Source organism: Flavobacterium hibernum (assembly GCF_000832125.1).
GTDB lineage: Bacteria > Bacteroidota > Bacteroidia > Flavobacteriales > Flavobacteriaceae > Flavobacterium > Flavobacterium hibernum.
The window spans coordinates 32,165-50,636 of the sequence record NZ_JPRK01000012.1 but is presented as its reverse complement, the minus strand read 5'-3'; the positions used below and the strand labels follow the sequence as shown (position 1 = coordinate 50,636).

Genomic DNA, 18,472 nt, shown 5'->3' with positions numbered 1-18,472 from the left:
TTTACACCAAAAAAACTAACAAATATAAGTCCGGGGTTTCCATTTCCATCTGGGCTAAAAACTATGAAACACTTAATTACCATCGTCGGGCCAACAGCCATAGGCAAAACAGCCTTAAGCATTGCTTTGGCACAACATTTTAAATGTGAGATAATTTCTTGCGACAGTCGTCAGTTTTTTAAAGAAATGACAATAGGCACAGCAGTTCCTAATCAAGAAGAATTACAAGCAGCCAAACACCATTTTATCCAAAATAAATCAATTTTCGAAAACTACACTGTTGGAGACTACGAAAAAGAAGCACTAAAAAAAATCGACGAATTGTTTGAAACCAGCGATTATGTAATTCTTATTGGCGGTTCAGGATTGTACGTTGATGCAATTTTAAAAGGTTTTGATGAATTTCCTGAAATTAATCCAGAAGTTCGTGTAGAAGTAAATTCTAACTACGAAAAACTTGGAATTAATTATCTACAAGAACAATTACTAAATCTAGATCCAGATTATTATCAAAAAATAACAGCCGAAAATCCGCAAACATTGCAAAACCCACAACGAATGATGCGCTTTGTAGAAGTTTGTATCGGCACACAAAAGCCATATTCTTCATTTTTAAATCAAAAGAAAAACAATCGGGACTTCACTCCAATTTTAATTGGTTTAGATGCCAACAGGCCAATAATTTACAATCGAATCAACCAACGTGTTGATATCATGATGAACGAAGGATTACTAGAAGAAGCAAAAGCATTATATCCTAATAAAGCGTTAAATGCGCTACAAACCGTTGGTTATAGAGAATTATTCAGTTATTTTGAGGGAGATTTCACTTTGCCTTTTGCAATAGAAGAAATCAAGAAAAACACGAGACGATTTTCTAAAAGGCAATTAACTTGGTTTAAACGAAACGAAAACACGAAATGGTTTGATTACGCCACAGATCGAAAAGAAATTATAGATTATATAGAAATATACTAGAATGAAAAATTTAAAACTCTTAGGAAACATTTTCTTTGTATTTTGTACAGTAGTTTTAACTTTCACTTTTTCAATAGTATTAAAAGAGAAAATTGAAAAGCCACATTTTAAAAATCTAAACACAACAGAATTTATTTTTTTTGGAATAACTGTATTTATTTTCATTTTCATTAGTTCAAAAATAATAACAGCATATTTCAAAAAATCCAAAAACTAATATTTATTTTCTTTCATCTTTCTTCTATTCTCTAAAAAAAAATCAACAATCTTAAATCTAAAATTCACAAATGCCAATATCTCCTAATTTCACTTCGGTTTTAAGTAAAGACTGGGAAATCAATTTTACACAATGTACTCCAACTGGTTTTTTAAAATATACAGACTTATGTAATATTTTACAATTAACAGCAGCCGCACATTCAGAAGTTGGCGGTATCAGTTTTTATGACATGCAAGAATTTCATCAGGCATGGGTTTTAAGCCGAATGCGTGTTGAAATCAGCGCTTTACCAAAATGGCAAGACGTTGTAACTGTAAAAACGTGGATCAATAGTTTAGAAAATTCCCGTTCAGTTCGTGCTTTAGAAATGCATGTAAATGGAAAGAAAATTGTAGGATGCGAAACCTATTGGGCAGTATTTAACACTCAATTGCGTAGACCCGAAGCTTTGGCTTTACCATTTGAACACTTTGAATTATTTCCAGAAAAAAGAGCAACTACTGAAGGATTTTCTAAAATAAACATCAACCACGAAAAAGAAGCTGTTTTTGAAAAAACGGTTTATTTATCAGATTTAGATATTGTAAACCATGTTAATAACGTTAAATATCTCGAATGGTGCTTAGATCACGTTGACCCAAAAAGAATTCTAAAACAAGAAGTAAAAAGCTTCGAAATGAATTTCATGAAAGAACTTTCATTACAAGACAATGTCGTAATTCATGAAAGCGAAGACGACGATCATACAACAGCAACCTTCAGCATAACAAAAGAAGAGAAAACTTGCTTTGCTTTAGAACTGCACTGGAAATAATCGAAATTAATAACTAATATTTCTTTTGCTCGCAATATTACCACAATCTTGTCATTTCGACTTAAGGAGAAATCTCCACAAGAAACTCTGCAAAGATTGGACTTTCGATGCGGAGTTACTTACGCAGATTTCTCCTTAAGTCGAAATGACAAGCTTTGTGTATTTCTTCTTGCTTAAAAAAAAAAAAAAACGATGCAATTTCGCATCGTTTTTACTTTCTATCAAAATCACTTTGATTTCTTTTTTGAATCTTTTTTCGATTTCTGTTTCTTATTTTTGAGTAAATCAATTTTACCCTGAATTCTTTTCTCGACTTCAGTAATATCAAATTCAAAAGGAAATTGTAAAGTAGAAAGCTTTGCCTTTTTAATTGCTGCTAATGCCTCTTCAAATTGTTGTTGTGCTTCGCAAAGAATAGATTTCTTAACATAAATATCAGACTTATTTATTCCTTTTATCGTTAAGGCAAAATCAATAAGTCTTTGTGCTTCGTCGTAATCTTCGTTAACTATTAAAGTTTGCAAATAATGAGGATAAACTTCAAGCGCATGAATATTAATAGCCAAGGCTTCTTGAAAATAATGCTTTGCCTCCTCATAATTCAATAATTGTTCAGCCTGAATTCTACCGTACAAACATAAAACCATAGTATTTTTGGCATCATAAGAAAAAGCATAATCTAAAGATTCTATCGTTTCTTCAAGCGAGTATGGATAATTATCCAAAGCCTGAAAAAGGTATTTATCAATTGTTTTCATTTCGTAAATCGTTTTTTAATTTCTGACGCGTTTCTTTGTAACTTTTCTCTACTATATTCTTTTTAAAGTCAGAACCAGTAAAAACTCTAACAGGATTTCCACGCTGAATATTCAGTTGATTTTCCCATTGTTTTCCAACATGATTCTTTAGTTCTTGCAAAGTTTCGTCTTCCAATTTTTTTAATAATCTTTCTGTTGCCAGTTTCTTGTTTTGGTGCTGCGATCTGCTGTCCATCGATACAACAGCAATTCCGGTTGGAATATGAGTTGCTCTTATAGCCGAACTCACTTTATTGACATGTTGCCCTCCAGCACCAGAACTTCGCATAGCTTGATATTGAATATCATTTTCTGAGATCGATGCATTTTTTTGTGGCTCAATTTCAAAAATGCCAATAAACCAATTCTTGCGTTTGTTCATTTTCCTAAACTGACTTTGACCAATCCATTGAATTGTTCCTACCCAAGAATTCACAAATGGCAATACATTTTGTCCTTTTACTGCGATAGTTGCGGTTTCAACAGTTCCATTTTCCTGACCAACTTCTCTTTGAAGCAAAATAGTTTCCAAACCTTTCTCTTGCGCTTCGTCCAAAACTTTTTTAAGCACTTGGGCGACAACCCAAGTGCATTCTGCAGGTCCGCGACCCGCTGTTATCTGAATTATTTTTTCCATTTTTAATTACCTTATCGATCCATTCTAACGATTTTTGGTGTAAAAGTTCCCAAAACTTCAACCAACTCACTTTGATTCCCCATCACTTTTGCAATGTCTTTGTAAGCCATTGGTGCTTCGTCAATATTTCCGCCAATTAATGTTACATCATTAGCTTGTAGTACTTTTTTAATCTCACTTTGAGTAAAAGTAGCTTTGCATTTTGCTCTCGAAAACAAACGTCCTGCTCCATGCGAAGCTGAGTTTAAACTCTCCACATTTCCTTTTCCTTTTACAATATATCCCGGCGCTGTCATAGAACCCGGAATAATGCCCAATTGACCTACAGCGGCAGGAGTTGCACCTTTCCTGTGCACAATACATTCTTGCCCGTTTACCATTTCTTTCCATGCAAAATTGTGGTGATTTTCAATCGTAACCACAACTCTTTTTCCTATCGCTTTGGCAATTCGTCTATGAATATCATCGTGACACGCTTTAGCGTATTCTCCGGCCAAATTCATTGCTAACCAATATTCCTGTCCATCGTGCGTGTTGAGATCTAACCAAGCCAAATGCTGCACATTTTTGGGAAGCGGACATTGCTTTGTTGCCAAATACGTATAATGTTTGGCAATGTTTGCCCCCAAACCACGAGATCCGCTGTGCGATAAAACTGCAAAGTATTCTCCAACACCCAACTTCCATTCGTTCTCTGGATTATCAATTTTGGCAATCCCAAATTCTACAAAATGATTTCCTCCGCCAGAACTCCCTAATTGTTTATAGGCTTTAGGCAAAAGATTTTTTAACAATGGAATATCCTGAAATTCGCTTTTGTAAAAAACTTCATGATCTGCTTTTATAGCGTGTGTTTCATTCATCCCAAATTTTGTATTGTCTTTTAAAATCGCCTGCAATTGGTGTTCTTTTCCTTTAAAGTGTGACGCCGGCAAATCAAAAATTGACAAACTCATTCGACAGCCAATATCTACTCCAACTCCATACGGAATGACCGCATTATCTGTTGCTAAAACTCCACCAATTGGTAATCCATAACCTGAATGTGCATCTGGCATTAAAGCTCCGGCAACTGAAATTGGTAATTTTAAAGAATCATACAACTGAAATTTAGCTTGTTCATCGATTTCATTTTCACCAAAAATGGTAAACGGAACTCTTGTTGTTTTAAGCTCATGCATTCTTACTTGTACTGGCTTAATTAGACTCTCGGCAACTTTCCCCCAAGTTCCATGTCCTTCGAACTTTTCAGGATGAAGTAAAACGTCTTTTGCCTCTGTTAGAATGGATTCTTTTTTCTCTCTTTTTCTATATCTGTTTATTTGCCCTAAAGCAATATTTATTGAATTGTTTTTTGGAAAGCCTAATTTAATCAGGTCTTTTCCAGATAATTTATTTCCCATAATTTTTTTAATATTCTTGTTGTTTTGCAAACAAACATTCTTCAAAACTTAATGATTTGAAAAATATTAGTGTACGCGATCTTTTATCCTTTAGGATCAATAATTGAACTGTTATTCGGGAAAATTTGAAGTGTCTAGAATAAAAAAAGCCCGAAACTAAATGTCTTCGGGCTTTTTTATATATCTAAAAATGTATTTCTAAGATTGAAATAAGCCACGAAGAAGCGCTGCACCAAATCCATTTGGTGTGAAGCTTTGTGATGTCGATGTAAGTACAAACATTTTTCTTCGTTATTAAAGGGTTATTATTTTTTCGTCTGCAAATATTCAGAATAGTTTTTTGATTTTCCAAATTTATTTTAAGAAAAATCCGTTTAAAAAATAATATTTATATTCTAAAGGCTTAAAAAAACACAACTAAAAACTTAACAACCAAACACATAAAGTCAATAAAAATAAAATCTGGAAAACTAAAATTTCGCTGTTAAAAAACTAAATTCTATTTTTTTTCTTCTGCTGTGTCATTTAGACCGAAGGGAAAAATCCCATAAGTAATTCACTAAAGATTGACATTGATCTATACAGAGTTTCTAGTTTGATTTTTCTCTTCGGTCTAAATAACAAAGTTTACGATCTAAGCATAAAAAAAAGCTCTGATTTCTCAGAGCTTTTTTTATGCTTTTGTTTTTGTGAATTTTGCTTGTTTTATTCTGTTACTTTGCTTTTAACAACTAATCTAAAACCTTCACCGTGAATGTTAAGAATTTCAACATCTTCGTCAGCTTTTAGATATTTTCTAAGCTTAGCGATGTAAACATCCATACTTCTTGAAGTGAAATAGTTATCATCTCTCCAGATTTTTGTCAATGCTAATTCTCTTGGCATTAAATCATTTTCATGAAGAATCAACATTTTAAGCAATTCATTCTCTTTTGGAGATAGTTTTATTGGTTCGTCATTTTCGAACGTTAAGAATCTTAATTTAGAGTTCAAATGAAATTTACCAATGTTAAACTCAAACTGAACTTGCTCTGCTTTTGTATCCGCAGATTTTCTTTGAATGATAGCTTTGATTTTCATTAATAAAACTTCTGAATCAAAAGGTTTATTTAAGTAATCATCAGCTCCAGCTTTGTATCCTTTTAATACATCTTCTTTCATAGACTTAGCTGTTAAGAAGATAATTGGCACTTCACTGTTTTTTTCTCTAATTTCTTTCGCTAAAGTATAACCATCTTTATAAGGCATCATTACGTCAAGAATACATAAATCATATACATCTTTCTTGAATTTCTCGAAACCTTCCATACCGTTTTTAGCTAAAGTAACTTCAAAGTCATTTAACATTAGATAATCTTTAAGAACTGCCCCAAAATTAAGGTCATCTTCTACTAAAAGTATTCTTTTGTTATTATTTTCCATATTTTAATTTATTAATGGTATTTTTATTATAAAGGTGCTACCTTTTCCTTTTTCGCTTTCAACATATACTTGACCATTGTGATCTTCTACTATTCTTTTTACATAAGCAAGACCTAAACCGTGTCCTTTAACGTTATGTAAATCTCCTGTATGTTCTCTGTAAAACTTTTCAAAAACTCTTTTTTGAGCCACTTTACTCATACCAAGACCATTATCTTTAACTTTTATCAGAATCATGTCTTTGACATTTTCTGTAAAAATCTCAATTTCAGGAATATCCGGTGAATATTTTATAGCATTTTCTAAAATATTAACCAACACATTTGTAAAATGCACTTCATTAATTAAACAAGTTGTTCTTGCCGCATTATAGTGCTTTACAACTGTTCCTTGTCTGTCTTCTAAAATTAAATTTACGTGCTCAATTGCATCGTCAATTATTTCATGAATGGCAGTTGGTTCCTTTGTAATATCTAATTCTCTTTTTTCTAATTTAGAAATACGAAGAACATTTTCAACCTGCGCATGCATTCTTTTATTCTCATCTCTAATCATTTGCAGATATCGAAATACTTTTTCTTTATCTTCAATAATCTTCGGATTCTTAATGGCGTCTAACGCTAAATTTATAGTCGCGATTGGCGTTTTAAATTCATGCGTCATATTATTTATAAAATCTGTTTTGATTTCAGAAATATGCTTCTGACGCAACAATTGATTTAATGCACTTGTGTAAGCAACTATAATAATCAATGTAAAAATTATAGAGAGTATTGTAATACTCAACAATTCAGATAATAAAAATTTCTTTTTATGTGGAAACGTAATAAACAATTCATATTTGCTATTTCCTTCATTATCCGTATAAATTGGAATATGATAACTTGCATCTTTATCATAATGAAATCCATCAGATTTTACTTTTGTCGCAAGACCACTGCTAAGAACTCCAAACTCAAATTTGGTATTTACACCATATTCTTCTAATTCTTTCTTTAAAAGCTTTTGAAGTTTATCTTTCGTTATTCTTCCTTCTATTGGTGTCAACGATGCAATATCTTTATACTGAATTTGCTGTTGAACTTTATTTAAGATATCTAAACTTCCCGATTTTTCAATTTTTAGATCTGGTATTATACTTTGACCTAAACTATTATTATCAATTAAATGATTGTTATTATAAACTTCGGTTACTCTTTTGGTACTGAAATTTTTAAATCTTTCGCTACTGAATTTTTTATTGAAAAGTGAACCACTTATATCATAATCCTCAGATGTAAGAGTATTAGAATAGATTATAGTTTTATTTGTTTTTGTATTTCTTTGTACATAAAAGACTTGCAACAAATCTTCTTTTTTTGGAGTTTTTCCGGTACTATCTTTTATACGGTTATATTTGTCGTAAAAACTGTACTCTTCTTGTTGTTCAAGTTTATCGGCAACATTCCCAATAACTTGTGTAACGTGGTATTTAAACTGCTCATCGTTATTCTTAAATGAAGAATTGAACCAATATACCTGAACCAGAATTATCCCGATTAAGGACAAACTCATTAATAAAACAAGTATTCTAAAAAATAATTTATTCATCGAAACAAAATTAATATTTTAACAATATACTAAATAATACATTAACCAAATATTAACATTTAAGACTGATTTTGTTTTATATTTAAAATTTTAAGAATTTTAACAACTTCTTCTTTAGCAATTTTAAGATTACTGTTATTAATTACAAAATTGCTTAGAGAAATTCGTTTTTCGTCATTCCACTGCATTTTCATTCTGCTTAAAACTTGTTCTCGTGTGGTATTATCTCGCTTTACAACTCTTTCAATTCTTATCTCTTCTGGTGCCGTAACGGTTATAATTACATCGCAGTCTTTATAACGACCACTTTCAAATAAAATTGCTGCTTCGTAAATTACATATTGAAATGATGCTTTTTCTTGCAACCATAATTCAAAATCTTTTTTAATTGCCGGATGTACTATAGCATTTAATTCCGCTAATTTATCTGCATTATTAAAAACAATTTCGGCAAGTTTTGCCCTATTTAAAATTTCATTCTCAAAAAGCGCATCTCCAAATGTGGTTTTAATTTGCGTCTTAACACTTTCAAATTGCATTACTTTCTTACCTGCATCATCAGCAATATAAACAGGAACTCCCAATTCATTAAAATAGTTCGCAATAGTTGTTTTTCCACTTCCTATTCCACCTGTTAAGCCAATAACTTTTACCATACTATATTCTAAAAAACATACGAGGAAATGCCTCTTGTGGTTTTTTCTTTAAAACAATAATCTTTACAAATGACTTTAAAAATCCCGTTCCGTAGCCATAAAATTGTTTCCAAACAGCAATTACCGACAGGTAACCAATTTTAATGCTTCTATTTTGAAAAGATGATGTAAGAAAAATAATAACGAAATATACAAAATATAATTGTAATAATAGGTCAATATTAAAAATTAATAGTAAAAAAGCTAATAATAACCCAAGTATAAAAACTGAGGGAAAGAAGAAAGTTAACTTATTATGTTCTGGATACCAACTATTTAAAATAGGTCTGGCAATACCAAATTTATGAACCTGAATCGAAAACTTTTCCCAATCAATTCTGCGTTTGTGATATACATAGGCTTCTGGAAAAAGCCTTGTTTCAAATCCTAAATTCCATAAGCGAATAGACAAATCAGGATCTTCACCCGGATGAATATTTCCAAAACCTTTTGATGCGTCAAAGGCTTTTTTAGAAATTCCCATATTAAAACTTCTTGGCTGGAATTTGCTGATTTTTTCAGAACCACCACGAATTCCTCCTGTTGTAAGGAAAGATGTCATAGCAAAATTAATTGCCTTTTGAATATCCGAAAAACTATCTAATGCTCGATCAGGACCTCCAAAACAATCTACATAATCTTCATTTAAAGCTTTTCGAACCTCGGTTAAATAATTTGGTGGAATAATGCAGTCTGAATCAAAAATGATAAAATAATCACCTCGTGCTTTTTGCATCCCGAAATTTCTTGAATCCCCAGGTCCTGAATTTTCCTTAAAATAATACGAAATATTCAATTTTCCCTGATACGTCATTACCACATCTTTACATGGTATTGTCGATCCGTCTTCAACAAGAACAATTTCAAAAGCTTCATTATAATCAGATTTAGACAAACTTTCTAAAAGTTCATCAACTTCATCTGGACGATTATACACGGGTATAATTAAAGAAAAAATCATAGCAGAATATGCGGTATTAGAGTGGCAATTTTTTTAATTTCAAAATTTTAACAAAGATATGTTATATTCATAAAAAAACCATTCGCTCACACGAATGGTTTTTCATTTATAATGCTATTTTCTTAATTTATTTGATACTTTCGATTTCTACAACCTCATTTGCATCAGCAGCATAATCAACACCTGCAAATTCAAATCCAAATAGATTTAAGAAATCATTTCTATATCCTGCTAAATCTCCAATTGCAGGTAATGTTTCAGTTGTTGCTTCTAACCAAAGTTTAGCCACTTTTGCCTGAACATCATCACGCATTTCCCAATCGTCAATTCTAATTCTACCTTTTTCATCAACAGGAACTTCAGATCCGTTGTATAATCTATCTTGAAACAAACGTTGAATTTGCTCAATACAACCTTCATGTATTCCTTCTTCTTTCATAATTTTATATAAAAGAGAGATATACAATGGAATTACCGGAATTGCAGAACTTGCCTGAGTAACTAAAGCTTTGTTTACTGAAACATATGCTTTTCCTCCTATTGATTTTAAACTATCTGTAATAGTAAATGCAGTAGCTTCCAAATGATCTTTTGCACGACCAATTGTACCTTTACGATAAACCGCTTCAGTCAATGATGGCCCAATGTATGAATAAGCAACTGTTGTAGCTCCGTCTGCTAATAAATTTTCGGCTTTTAAAGCGTCAATCCACATAGTCCAGTCTTCACCGCCCATAACAGCAATTGTATTTTCGATATCATCTTCATTTGCCGGAGCAATTGAAACCTCAGTTACATTTCCTGTATGAAAATCAACTGTTTTATTGGTAAAAGTTTGTCCGATTGGTTTTAAAACTGAACGGTGTAAAACTCCTGTTACCGGATGTTGACGAACTGGCGATGCTAAACTGTAGATTACAAGATCGATCTGACCTAAATCTGCTTTGATTAAATCTAGAGTTTGTCTTTTTATTTCGTTTGAAAAAGCATCTCCGTTGATACTTTTTGCATACAAACCTGCTTTGTGAGCTTCTGTTTCAAATGCAGCAGAATTATACCAACCTGGTGAAGCTGTTTTACCTTCAACTGGTGGTTTTTCAAAAAACACTCCAATGGTTGCAGCATCAGATCCAAAAGCACTAGTGATTCTTGAGGCTAATCCAAAACCTGTTGAAGCTCCAATAACTAATACTTTTTTTGCACCTGCAATTGGTCCTTTTGATTTTATATATTCTATTTGATTTTTAACATTTTGCTCGCATCCTTTTGGGTGTGATGTCAAACAAATAAATCCTCTCATTCTAGGTTCTATAATCATACTTTTCTGTTTATTCGTTAATTTAATATGCCAATAAGACAAATGATTAACTTATTTACGTTTTGTTTAATTTCTTTTTGAGATGACAAATATAAAGTATTTCTTTAGTTCAACAAGGCTTTAGCATGATTTAAAGCCGAATCAGAAACTACTGCTCCTGATAACATTTGAGCAATTTCGATAACTCTTTCGTCCTGAGACAGAAGCTTTAATTCTGATTGTGTATCATCGTCTATTGTAGATTTTGAAACTTTAAAATGCGAATCTCCTTTGGCTGCAATTTGCGGTAAATGCGTAATGGCAAAAATTTGCATTGTCGTACTCATTTCTTTCATAATTTCTCCCATTCTAATGGCAATTTCTCCAGAAACTCCAGTATCAATTTCATCAAAAATAAGAGTTGGAAGTTTAGAATATTGGGCTAAAATTGCTTTTACTGCCAACATAATACGAGACATCTCCCCTCCTGATGCTACTTTTTTCAATAATCCAAAGTCAGTTCCTTTATTTGCAGAGAATAAAAATTGCAATTCATCTTTTCCATTTTGAAAATAAGTTTCTGAAGGCAATAATTCCATGTTGAAACGCACATTTGGCATTCCTAAAGTTTCTAATATCGAAATTAGTTTTTGTGATAAAACCGGAATTGCGTTTGTTCTGTTTTGATGTATTGTTGCAGAAAAAATATCTAATTCTGAAGCTTTTTGCTCTATTGATTTTGACAGAATAGCTATTTCCTCCTCTATATTATCAAGTTCAAGCAACGTATTACCTAAAGTAGTCTGAATTTCGATTAATTCATCTACAGTGTTTACTTGATGTTTTCTTTGCAAATTATAAATCAATTGTATTTTTTGACTTACTAATTCTAACTGCGCAGGATCGTTTAATAATTTTTCAGATGAATTTTGCAGCTCTTTTGACACATCATCAAACTCGATCGCCAAACTTGTAACTCTTTCAAATATACTTTGATATTCTGGCGAAAAAAGCGCTATTTTTTGCAAAGAAGCTTTGATTTCATTTAAATTATGAAATACTCCAAATTGCTCTTCATTTGCAATCGCAAGAGATTTATCTATTGATTCTTTGATAATTTCAACATTATTCAACTTTTCAAAATCAGCTTCCAATTCTTCTTGTTCACCTGATTTTAATTTAGCCGAAATCAATTCATTCAACAAAAAAGTATTGTATTCTTGCTCTTTTCGAGAATCACTTTGTTTTTTCAACAATGCATTCAATTTCGATTTATCAGATTTATATGCTTTTAGCAATTCCTGATAAGATTGAATCGTTTCGGCATTATTTGCAATAGCATCAATAATTTTAAATTGAACACTCTCGTCTGATAATTCCTGCGTTTGCTGCTGAGAGTGAATATCTATTAAAAACAAACTTAAATCTTGCAATTCCTGAAGATTTACCGGACTATCATTAATAAAAGCACGAGATTTTCCAGATGGCAAAATTTCTCTTCTAATTATAGTCTCATCTTCATAATCGAGATCGTTTGCTTCAAAAAAGCCTTTTAAATTATATTTAGAAATTTCGAAATGCGCTTCAATAACACATTTCTCTTCTTTATTTTTTAACGAAGTAAGATCAGCTCTTTTTCCTAAAACTAGTCCTATAGCTCCTAAAATAATAGATTTACCCGCACCGGTTTCTCCCGTAATTATAGAGAATCCTTTTGAGAAATCTATAGTTAATTTTTCAATCAGAGCGTAGTTTTTAATCGACAAGGAGGTTATCATAGGGGATTGTGTGGATATAAAATTATAAAAGAGTTTAAATTGATTCAATCAATCTAGAACTTAATCTGTGACCATTTGGTCGAGTTTAGTGGCGAAACTTTATTTAGAACATCGGTTAAATCAGTAACAGAAATACTTGGTCCTCCTGAAAATATAGAAACGATTTCATCTGATTTTGCATCAAAAAATACTCGGGTTAAAAAAGCATTTGGTTTTACAGCATTCAATTTTTGAAGATTCATTATTGCGGCTTTCACTTTTTCTTTCGAGCCTTTCAAATCTTCACTCATACCATCTAAACCTGTATGATACATAAATGTAGTTTGACGTAAATCACTATACATTGGAGAAATCATATCATTTATTAAATAATAGCGATTTTGAAGTCCGTCAGATTGACTCCAACCTTTGGCTCCACCTTGCTGTGCAACATTTGCAATATTTTGAGCTATCTCAAGATATTGATTCCCTGCGCCCATTTGAAAAGAATCTGCATCCATAGCCAAAATTAGATAGCTATAAAAAGAAACAACTGAAACTAAATTGGAATCGTATGTTGCCGGATTAAACAACAACGGCTCATATTCTATATAACGAAAGTTAAAATCTTTATCGTTATAATTTAATATTGGCGACGAATATGTAGAGTTAAAAATTAATCTTGACGATTGTACTTGAATTGTTCCCGTAAATTGATCTGAACTATTTGAAGACAATGTGATATACATCGAACAATTAATTCGCTCGTTTTGCTTTAAAGCTAAACCTGTCCAATCTGTTTTATTTACAAACTCCGACAAAGATGTTTGGAGTGTTTTAAAAACTTGTTGATTTGGATTCGGTAGTCTTTCTGTATTAATTGTTACTGTGCAATTTAACTGTTGCGCCTGTGTAAAGCCAAAAATAAAGAAAACTAAAAGAGCAAATATTCTATTCATAAAAGATACTTTTTGTGTTAGCGCCATAAACGCCTAGATGCATAACTTATATTTTCTAAAAATATTATATTTTACCAAAGTAAGAAATTACTTTATTTAAAATATCAGTTGCAACAGATTCTTTTGTTTTTAATTCCATTGGTTCGATTTTAAAATCTTTATCAATAAATGTTACTTTATTGGTTTCTTTTTTAAAACCTGCACCTTCATCTTGCAAGGAATTTAAAACAATCAAATCTAAGTTTTTTTTCTGAATTTTCAGCTTAGCATTTTCAATTTCATTTTGAGTTTCCAGAGCAAACCCAATTAAAAACTGATTTTTTTTGATCGCTCCTAACGAAGCTAAAATATCTTTTGTTTTTTCAAGATCTATTGAAAACTCGTCTGTAGTTTTTTTAATCTTTTGCAATGCCACAACTTTTGGTCTATAATCTGCAACTGCGGCTGCAGCGATTGTAACATCAACATCATTATAATACAAATGACAAGCATCGTACATTTCTTGAGCAGAAACTACATTTACAACTTCTATTGCACTACTTTTTGCTTTTAAATGAGTTGGGCCAGCGACTAAAATAACTTGTGCGCCTAATTTTGCAGCTTCATTCGCAATATCAAAACCCATTTTTCCTGACGAATGATTTCCTATAAAACGTACAGGATCTATCGCTTCATATGTTGGACCTGCGGTAATTAATATTTTCTTTCCTTTTAAGGGTAATTTACTTTCTAAATCGGCTTCAAGAAAAGCAATAATATTTTCTGGTTCTGCCATTCTGCCTTCGCCAGATAATCCACTTGCCAGCTCTCCATTTTCAGCAGGAATCATGATGTTTCCAAACTCTTTTAATGCAGTAAAACTAGATAAAGTTGAGGGATGTTTATACATATCCAAGTCCATTGCCGGAGCATAATAAACTGGACATTTTGCCGATAAATAAGTAGCAATTAAAAGATTGTCACAATTTCCCGTGGTCATTTTAGATAAGGTATTAGCTGTCGCAGGAGCAATTAACATTAAATCGGCCCAAAGCGCTAATTCAACGTGATTGTTCCAAACGGCATCTTCATCATCTTGATTAAAGAAACTGGAATGTACTGGATTTTTTGATAAGGTTGATAACGTAAGTGGCGTTACAAAATCCTTAGAAGCAGGTGTCATTATCACTTGGACATGTGCACCTGCTTTTATAAAAAGTCGTACTAATGGGGCTGTTTTATAGGCTGCAATTCCACCAGAAACTCCTAGTAAAATTTTCTTCCCGTTTAAAACTGACATTATACTATATTATTTGTTTGAACCTCTGTGGTATGTTTTACCATCTAACCATTCTTGAACTGCTAAAGCATGTGGTTTTGGTAATTTTTCGTAAAATTTAGAAACTTCAATTTGTTCTTTATTTTCAAAAACTTCTTCAAGACTGTCATTATAAGTAGCAAACTCTTCTAATTTCTCAGTTAATTCTTTTTTAATTTCAGAATTAATTTGATTTGCTCTTTTAGCCATAATGGTAATTGCCTCATACACATTTCCTGTTGGCTCTTCAATAACTGTTTTATTGTAAGTTATTGTATTTACAGGAGCATTCGTCTTTTTTAAATCCATGACTTTATTTTATTTAGTAAATTTTTGTAAATCAGTTTCAACTCTAGCATTCATTTCGTCTGCTTCTTTTTTGTATTTCGTATCGCTTTTAAACTTAACCAAGTTATTGTAAGCTACTTTTGCAACATTTAAACGTTCTTCCATTTTTGATGGAATACTGTTTATTGCCAATTTGTATGCTGAATCGTATTTGTAAAACAATGCATCTTCTTTAAATGGTGTTCCAGGAAAATCTGCGATAAAATTATCAAAAGCAATTAATGCTGATTTATAATCTGAAATCGTATTATATCCTTTTGCGTTTTCAAAAGCTTTTTTCTCTAGTTTTCCATTCAAAACCTGCACAGCTGCATTAGCTTGAACAATGTATTCTGAATTTGGATAATTATCTATAAATGCTTGTAATTTTTCTAATGCTTTTACTGTATCTGTTTGATCTAAGCTATAAACAGGAGCCAATTTTGAGTAGCTATAAGCACCTAAAAAGGCTGCTTCCTGAACTTTCTCACTACGCGGATATCCTGAAACAAAGCTTTCAAATTGATAACCAGCTAAATAATACTGTTTTGACTTATAATAAGACTGCGAAAACATGTAAAATAGTTTCTCGGCCTGAGGCTTTCCTCTATAAGAAGGAGCTAATTGTTCAAAAAGACGAATGGCTTTAGAATATTTCCCAGCATCATACATTTTTGTTGCCACATCAAATTTTGCTGCAACATCTTCATTTTTTAATGCTTTTTGGTATTCACTACAAGAACAAAAAAGGACAACAACAATTAATAGAGATACTATTTTTTTCATTTTCTTATTTTATTATGATTTCTTAGACAATTATGCCAAAGCAAAATCACACCGAAGTTCCGGTGGCAAATTTAGTTATTAATTTAGCTACTACAAAATATTTTTTTGGTATAATAAAATACCGGTAATCTCACGTTTAATTTATGCTGTTTTTTACAAATTCATTCAATCTATTTGCCAATGATTCATCAACGGTTACCAAAGGCAAACGCACTGTATTATCAGCAATACCAAGGGCTTGAAAGATTTGTTTGATTCCGGCAGGATTTCCTTGCTCAAAAATCATGTCGATACAATCTGATAAAAAATATTGTGTTTTAAAGGCTTCATTAACCTTTCTATTTAATCCTAAACGAATCATTTCTGAAAATTCTTTCGGAAAACCTTGTCCAATTACCGAAATTACACCTGCTCCACCAGCTAAAACAATTGGCAAAGCTATCATATCATCTCCTGAAATTACCAAGAAATCTTTTGGTGCATTTTTAATCAATTGTAAGGCTTGTGCCATATCTCCGGCTGCCTCTTTTATTGCAACTACATTGCTAAAATCATTTGCCAAACGAATTACTGTTGATGGCAACATATTACTTGATGTTCTACCTGGAACATTGTATAAAATTACTGGTATTGGAGATGCTTCTGCAATTGCTTTAAAATGCTGATAAATTCCTTCTTGTGTTGGCTTATTGTAATAAGGGGAAACAGAAAGTATTGCTTCAAATGCAGAAAAATCTCCTGTTTTTAGCTCTTCTACTATTTGCATTGTATTATTACCTCCAACTCCAAGAACTAACGGCAATCTTCCTTTATTAGTATCGATTACTGTTTTTATAACCAATTCTTTTTCGGCTTGCGTTAGAGTAGCATTTTCTGCTGTGGTTCCCATAACTACAAGATATTCAACTCCTCCGTCTATAGAAAAATTTACGATACGCTGTAAAGCGTCGATATCTACTGAAAAGTCTTTTTTAAATGGGGTTACAAGCGCAACACCAGTTCCTATTAATGATTGCATATTCTAATTTATAATTTTATTTTATACTTTTTAAATACTTAAACAATTCGAAAACGAAAAGTCGATAATTCTCTACAGCGGTATTAATCATCCAATGATTCAATCTTTGATCTACGGATGCAAATCCTACTTTAAATTTTGCTCTTGATTTATTAGTTACTGACATCAAAATAGCATTTTCACTGTCGTAGTAACTAATTAAGAGATCAAATTCTGTTTTAATAAATTCGTTCAGAAAATCTGCTGTAATCTCTCCCTGCCAATTGATGTCTTTTTTACCAAATGTAGGTCTTGAATACGTAGTTTTTGCATCAAATTTATTTCTATACGCTGCAATCTTAACATTCTGAGGCACTATTCCTTTAGAAATTATTTCTCCTAGAAGCTCTTCTGAATGTTTATACTTACTCTCATCAACCAGTAAACCAATTGTTTGTACATTATTTGTAAAAACTTTGTTTTGCACATTATATAAGTGATTTTTTAATGATTTTTTTACAAAAAATTCCTTTATATAATTTAAAAACATAGTACTTTTACTCGATTACAAAATTAATTATTTAAGTCGCATTTAAGATGGTAAAACTAAAAAAGTATAACGGATTTTTAAAACTTTTTGTTATATTCTTAACACTTTTTATTTCTTCTTGCAGTCAGAAAAATTACAATCTGACGAAGATAGAAGGAAAACAACTCCCGATCACCGAAAAAAATGCTGAAACTCCAGCAATTGAAAATTTCATTAAACCTTATCGTGATCATATTAATAAGGATTTAGACAGCGTTCTTGCTTATTGTCCGGAAACTTTGGATAAAAGTACAGGAAAATGGCAAACTACTATTGGATGTTTGTTGGCCGATGTATGTGTTGAAAGAGGAAATCTGGTTTTTAAAGCTCGTGAGAAAAAAACTATTGACTTATGTCTTTTAAACCACGGAGGAATTCGTGCTATTTTACCAAAAGGAAATGTAACTACGAGAACTGCTTTTGAAATTATGCCTTTTGAAAACAACTTGGTTGTTGTCGCATTAAAAGGAGATCAAATTCTTGAAATCGCTACTTATATTATTAAGGAAAGAAAACCTCAACCTTTGTCTGGAATGACTTTTACGATTACGAAAGACAATAAAGCTAAAAACATTCTAATTCAGGGAAAACCTCTTGATGTTAATAAGATTTATAATGTAGCAACAAATGACTATTTGGCTAATGGTGGTGATAGTATGACTTTTTTTGCTAAAGGTGTTCAAAAGTTTGATTTGAATTACAAGCTTCGTGATGTATTGATTGATTACTTTAAACAGGTAGACACAATTCCAGTACCAAAAGATATCAGAATTACTGAAGAATAAAAAGCAAGCGTATACTCAGGATTAAAAATAAATCATTTGTAAACGCATAAAAAGTTTAGCCACAGATTAAAGGATTAAAAGATTTAAAATCTATGCAAATATTTTAATCTGTGGCAAAAAAAACATTAGCAAATAACATTACAGTTTCCGCAAAAAATATA

18 protein-coding genes are annotated in these 18,472 nt (G+C 31.7%); 3 read left to right on the top strand and 15 right to left on the bottom strand.

Going from position 1 to position 18,472, the window contains the following annotated elements; genetic code table 11:
* The first annotated feature begins 63 nt into the window (after positions 1–63).
* Together miaA and IW18_RS15045 are read left to right on the top strand one after the other, a co-directional pair.
* On the top strand, positions 64–978 hold the full coding sequence (gene miaA / locus IW18_RS15055) for a tRNA (adenosine(37)-N6)-dimethylallyltransferase MiaA (protein ID WP_041518716.1): 915 nt from the start codon (positions 64–66) through the stop codon (positions 976–978).
* 287 nt (positions 979–1,265) lie between these two features.
* Positions 1,266–2,012 carry an acyl-[acyl-carrier-protein] thioesterase gene (locus IW18_RS15045; RefSeq protein ID WP_041518714.1) on the top strand — a complete coding sequence of 249 codons (747 nt, stop codon included), beginning with the start codon at positions 1,266–1,268 and terminating at the stop codon, positions 2,010–2,012.
* A 227-nt stretch (positions 2,013–2,239) separates the two neighbouring features.
* Here the strand turns inward: IW18_RS15045 and IW18_RS15040 are convergent, their stop codons facing one another.
* The 15 genes from IW18_RS15040 to IW18_RS14970 form a co-directional block, all read right to left on the bottom strand.
* Entirely contained in the window at positions 2,240–2,770 is a 531-nt protein-coding gene (locus IW18_RS15040) for a hypothetical protein (protein WP_041518713.1), read from the bottom strand.
* On the bottom strand, positions 2,757–3,446 hold the full coding sequence (prfH, locus tag IW18_RS15035; RefSeq protein WP_041518712.1) for a peptide chain release factor H: 690 nt from the start codon (positions 3,444–3,446) through the stop codon (positions 2,757–2,759). The genes IW18_RS15040 and prfH overlap by 14 nt, the downstream gene beginning before the upstream one ends.
* An 11-nt stretch (positions 3,447–3,457) precedes the next feature.
* The gene (locus tag IW18_RS15030; RefSeq protein WP_041518711.1) at positions 3,458–4,849 is read right to left on the bottom strand and encodes an RtcB family protein; all 1,392 of its coding nucleotides are present in this window, start codon (positions 4,847–4,849) and stop codon (positions 3,458–3,460) included.
* Between the two features lie 705 nt (positions 4,850–5,554).
* Positions 5,555–6,271, bottom strand: coding sequence for a response regulator transcription factor (locus IW18_RS15025; protein WP_026985497.1), 717 nt, complete (start codon positions 6,269–6,271; stop codon positions 5,555–5,557).
* 3 nt (positions 6,272–6,274) lie between these two features.
* On the bottom strand, positions 6,275–7,861 hold the full coding sequence (locus IW18_RS15020) for a sensor histidine kinase (RefSeq protein WP_041518710.1): 1,587 nt from the start codon (positions 7,859–7,861) through the stop codon (positions 6,275–6,277).
* 59 nt (positions 7,862–7,920) lie between these two features.
* The gene (coaE, locus tag IW18_RS15015; protein ID WP_041518709.1) at positions 7,921–8,517 is read right to left on the bottom strand and encodes a dephospho-CoA kinase; all 597 of its coding nucleotides are present in this window, start codon (positions 8,515–8,517) and stop codon (positions 7,921–7,923) included.
* A 1-nt stretch (position 8,518) separates the two neighbouring features.
* Positions 8,519–9,517 carry a glycosyltransferase gene (locus tag IW18_RS15010; protein ID WP_041518708.1) on the bottom strand — a complete coding sequence of 333 codons (999 nt, stop codon included), beginning with the start codon at positions 9,515–9,517 and terminating at the stop codon, positions 8,519–8,521.
* 127 nt (positions 9,518–9,644) lie between these two features.
* Positions 9,645–10,835, bottom strand: a complete 1,191-nt coding sequence (gene fabV / locus IW18_RS15005; RefSeq protein WP_041518707.1) for an enoyl-ACP reductase FabV — start codon at positions 10,833–10,835, stop codon at positions 9,645–9,647.
* A gap of 104 nt (positions 10,836–10,939) precedes the next feature.
* A complete protein-coding gene (gene recN / locus IW18_RS15000) occupies positions 10,940–12,592 on the bottom strand; it encodes a DNA repair protein RecN (protein ID WP_041518706.1) in 1,653 nt (550 codons plus the stop codon).
* Positions 12,593–12,645: 53 nt separating this feature from the next.
* Positions 12,646–13,530: a type IX secretion system protein PorD gene (porD, locus tag IW18_RS14995; protein WP_041518797.1), complete on the bottom strand. Its 885-nt coding sequence runs from the start codon at positions 13,528–13,530 to the stop codon at positions 12,646–12,648.
* Between the two features lie 64 nt (positions 13,531–13,594).
* A complete protein-coding gene (coaBC, locus tag IW18_RS14990; protein WP_041518705.1) occupies positions 13,595–14,809 on the bottom strand; it encodes a bifunctional phosphopantothenoylcysteine decarboxylase/phosphopantothenate--cysteine ligase CoaBC in 1,215 nt (404 codons plus the stop codon).
* A gap of 9 nt (positions 14,810–14,818) precedes the next feature.
* Positions 14,819–15,136: a DNA-directed RNA polymerase subunit omega gene (locus tag IW18_RS14985; protein ID WP_007807938.1), complete on the bottom strand. Its 318-nt coding sequence runs from the start codon at positions 15,134–15,136 to the stop codon at positions 14,819–14,821.
* A gap of 9 nt (positions 15,137–15,145) precedes the next feature.
* Positions 15,146–15,940: an outer membrane protein assembly factor BamD gene (locus tag IW18_RS14980; protein ID WP_041518704.1), complete on the bottom strand. Its 795-nt coding sequence runs from the start codon at positions 15,938–15,940 to the stop codon at positions 15,146–15,148.
* 136 nt (positions 15,941–16,076) lie between these two features.
* Positions 16,077–16,958 (bottom strand): 4-hydroxy-tetrahydrodipicolinate synthase, encoded by an 882-nt coding sequence (dapA, locus tag IW18_RS14975; RefSeq protein WP_041518703.1) that lies wholly within the window; start codon positions 16,956–16,958, stop codon positions 16,077–16,079.
* 16 nt (positions 16,959–16,974) lie between these two features.
* On the bottom strand, positions 16,975–17,487 hold the full coding sequence (locus tag IW18_RS14970; RefSeq protein WP_041518702.1) for a DUF6913 domain-containing protein: 513 nt from the start codon (positions 17,485–17,487) through the stop codon (positions 16,975–16,977).
* Positions 17,488–17,534: 47 nt separating this feature from the next.
* Between IW18_RS14970 and IW18_RS14965 the strand changes: the two genes are divergently transcribed.
* Positions 17,535–18,311, top strand: coding sequence for a 5'-nucleotidase C-terminal domain-containing protein (locus IW18_RS14965; RefSeq protein ID WP_041518701.1), 777 nt, complete (start codon positions 17,535–17,537; stop codon positions 18,309–18,311).
* The last annotated feature ends 161 nt before the right edge of the window (positions 18,312–18,472 follow it).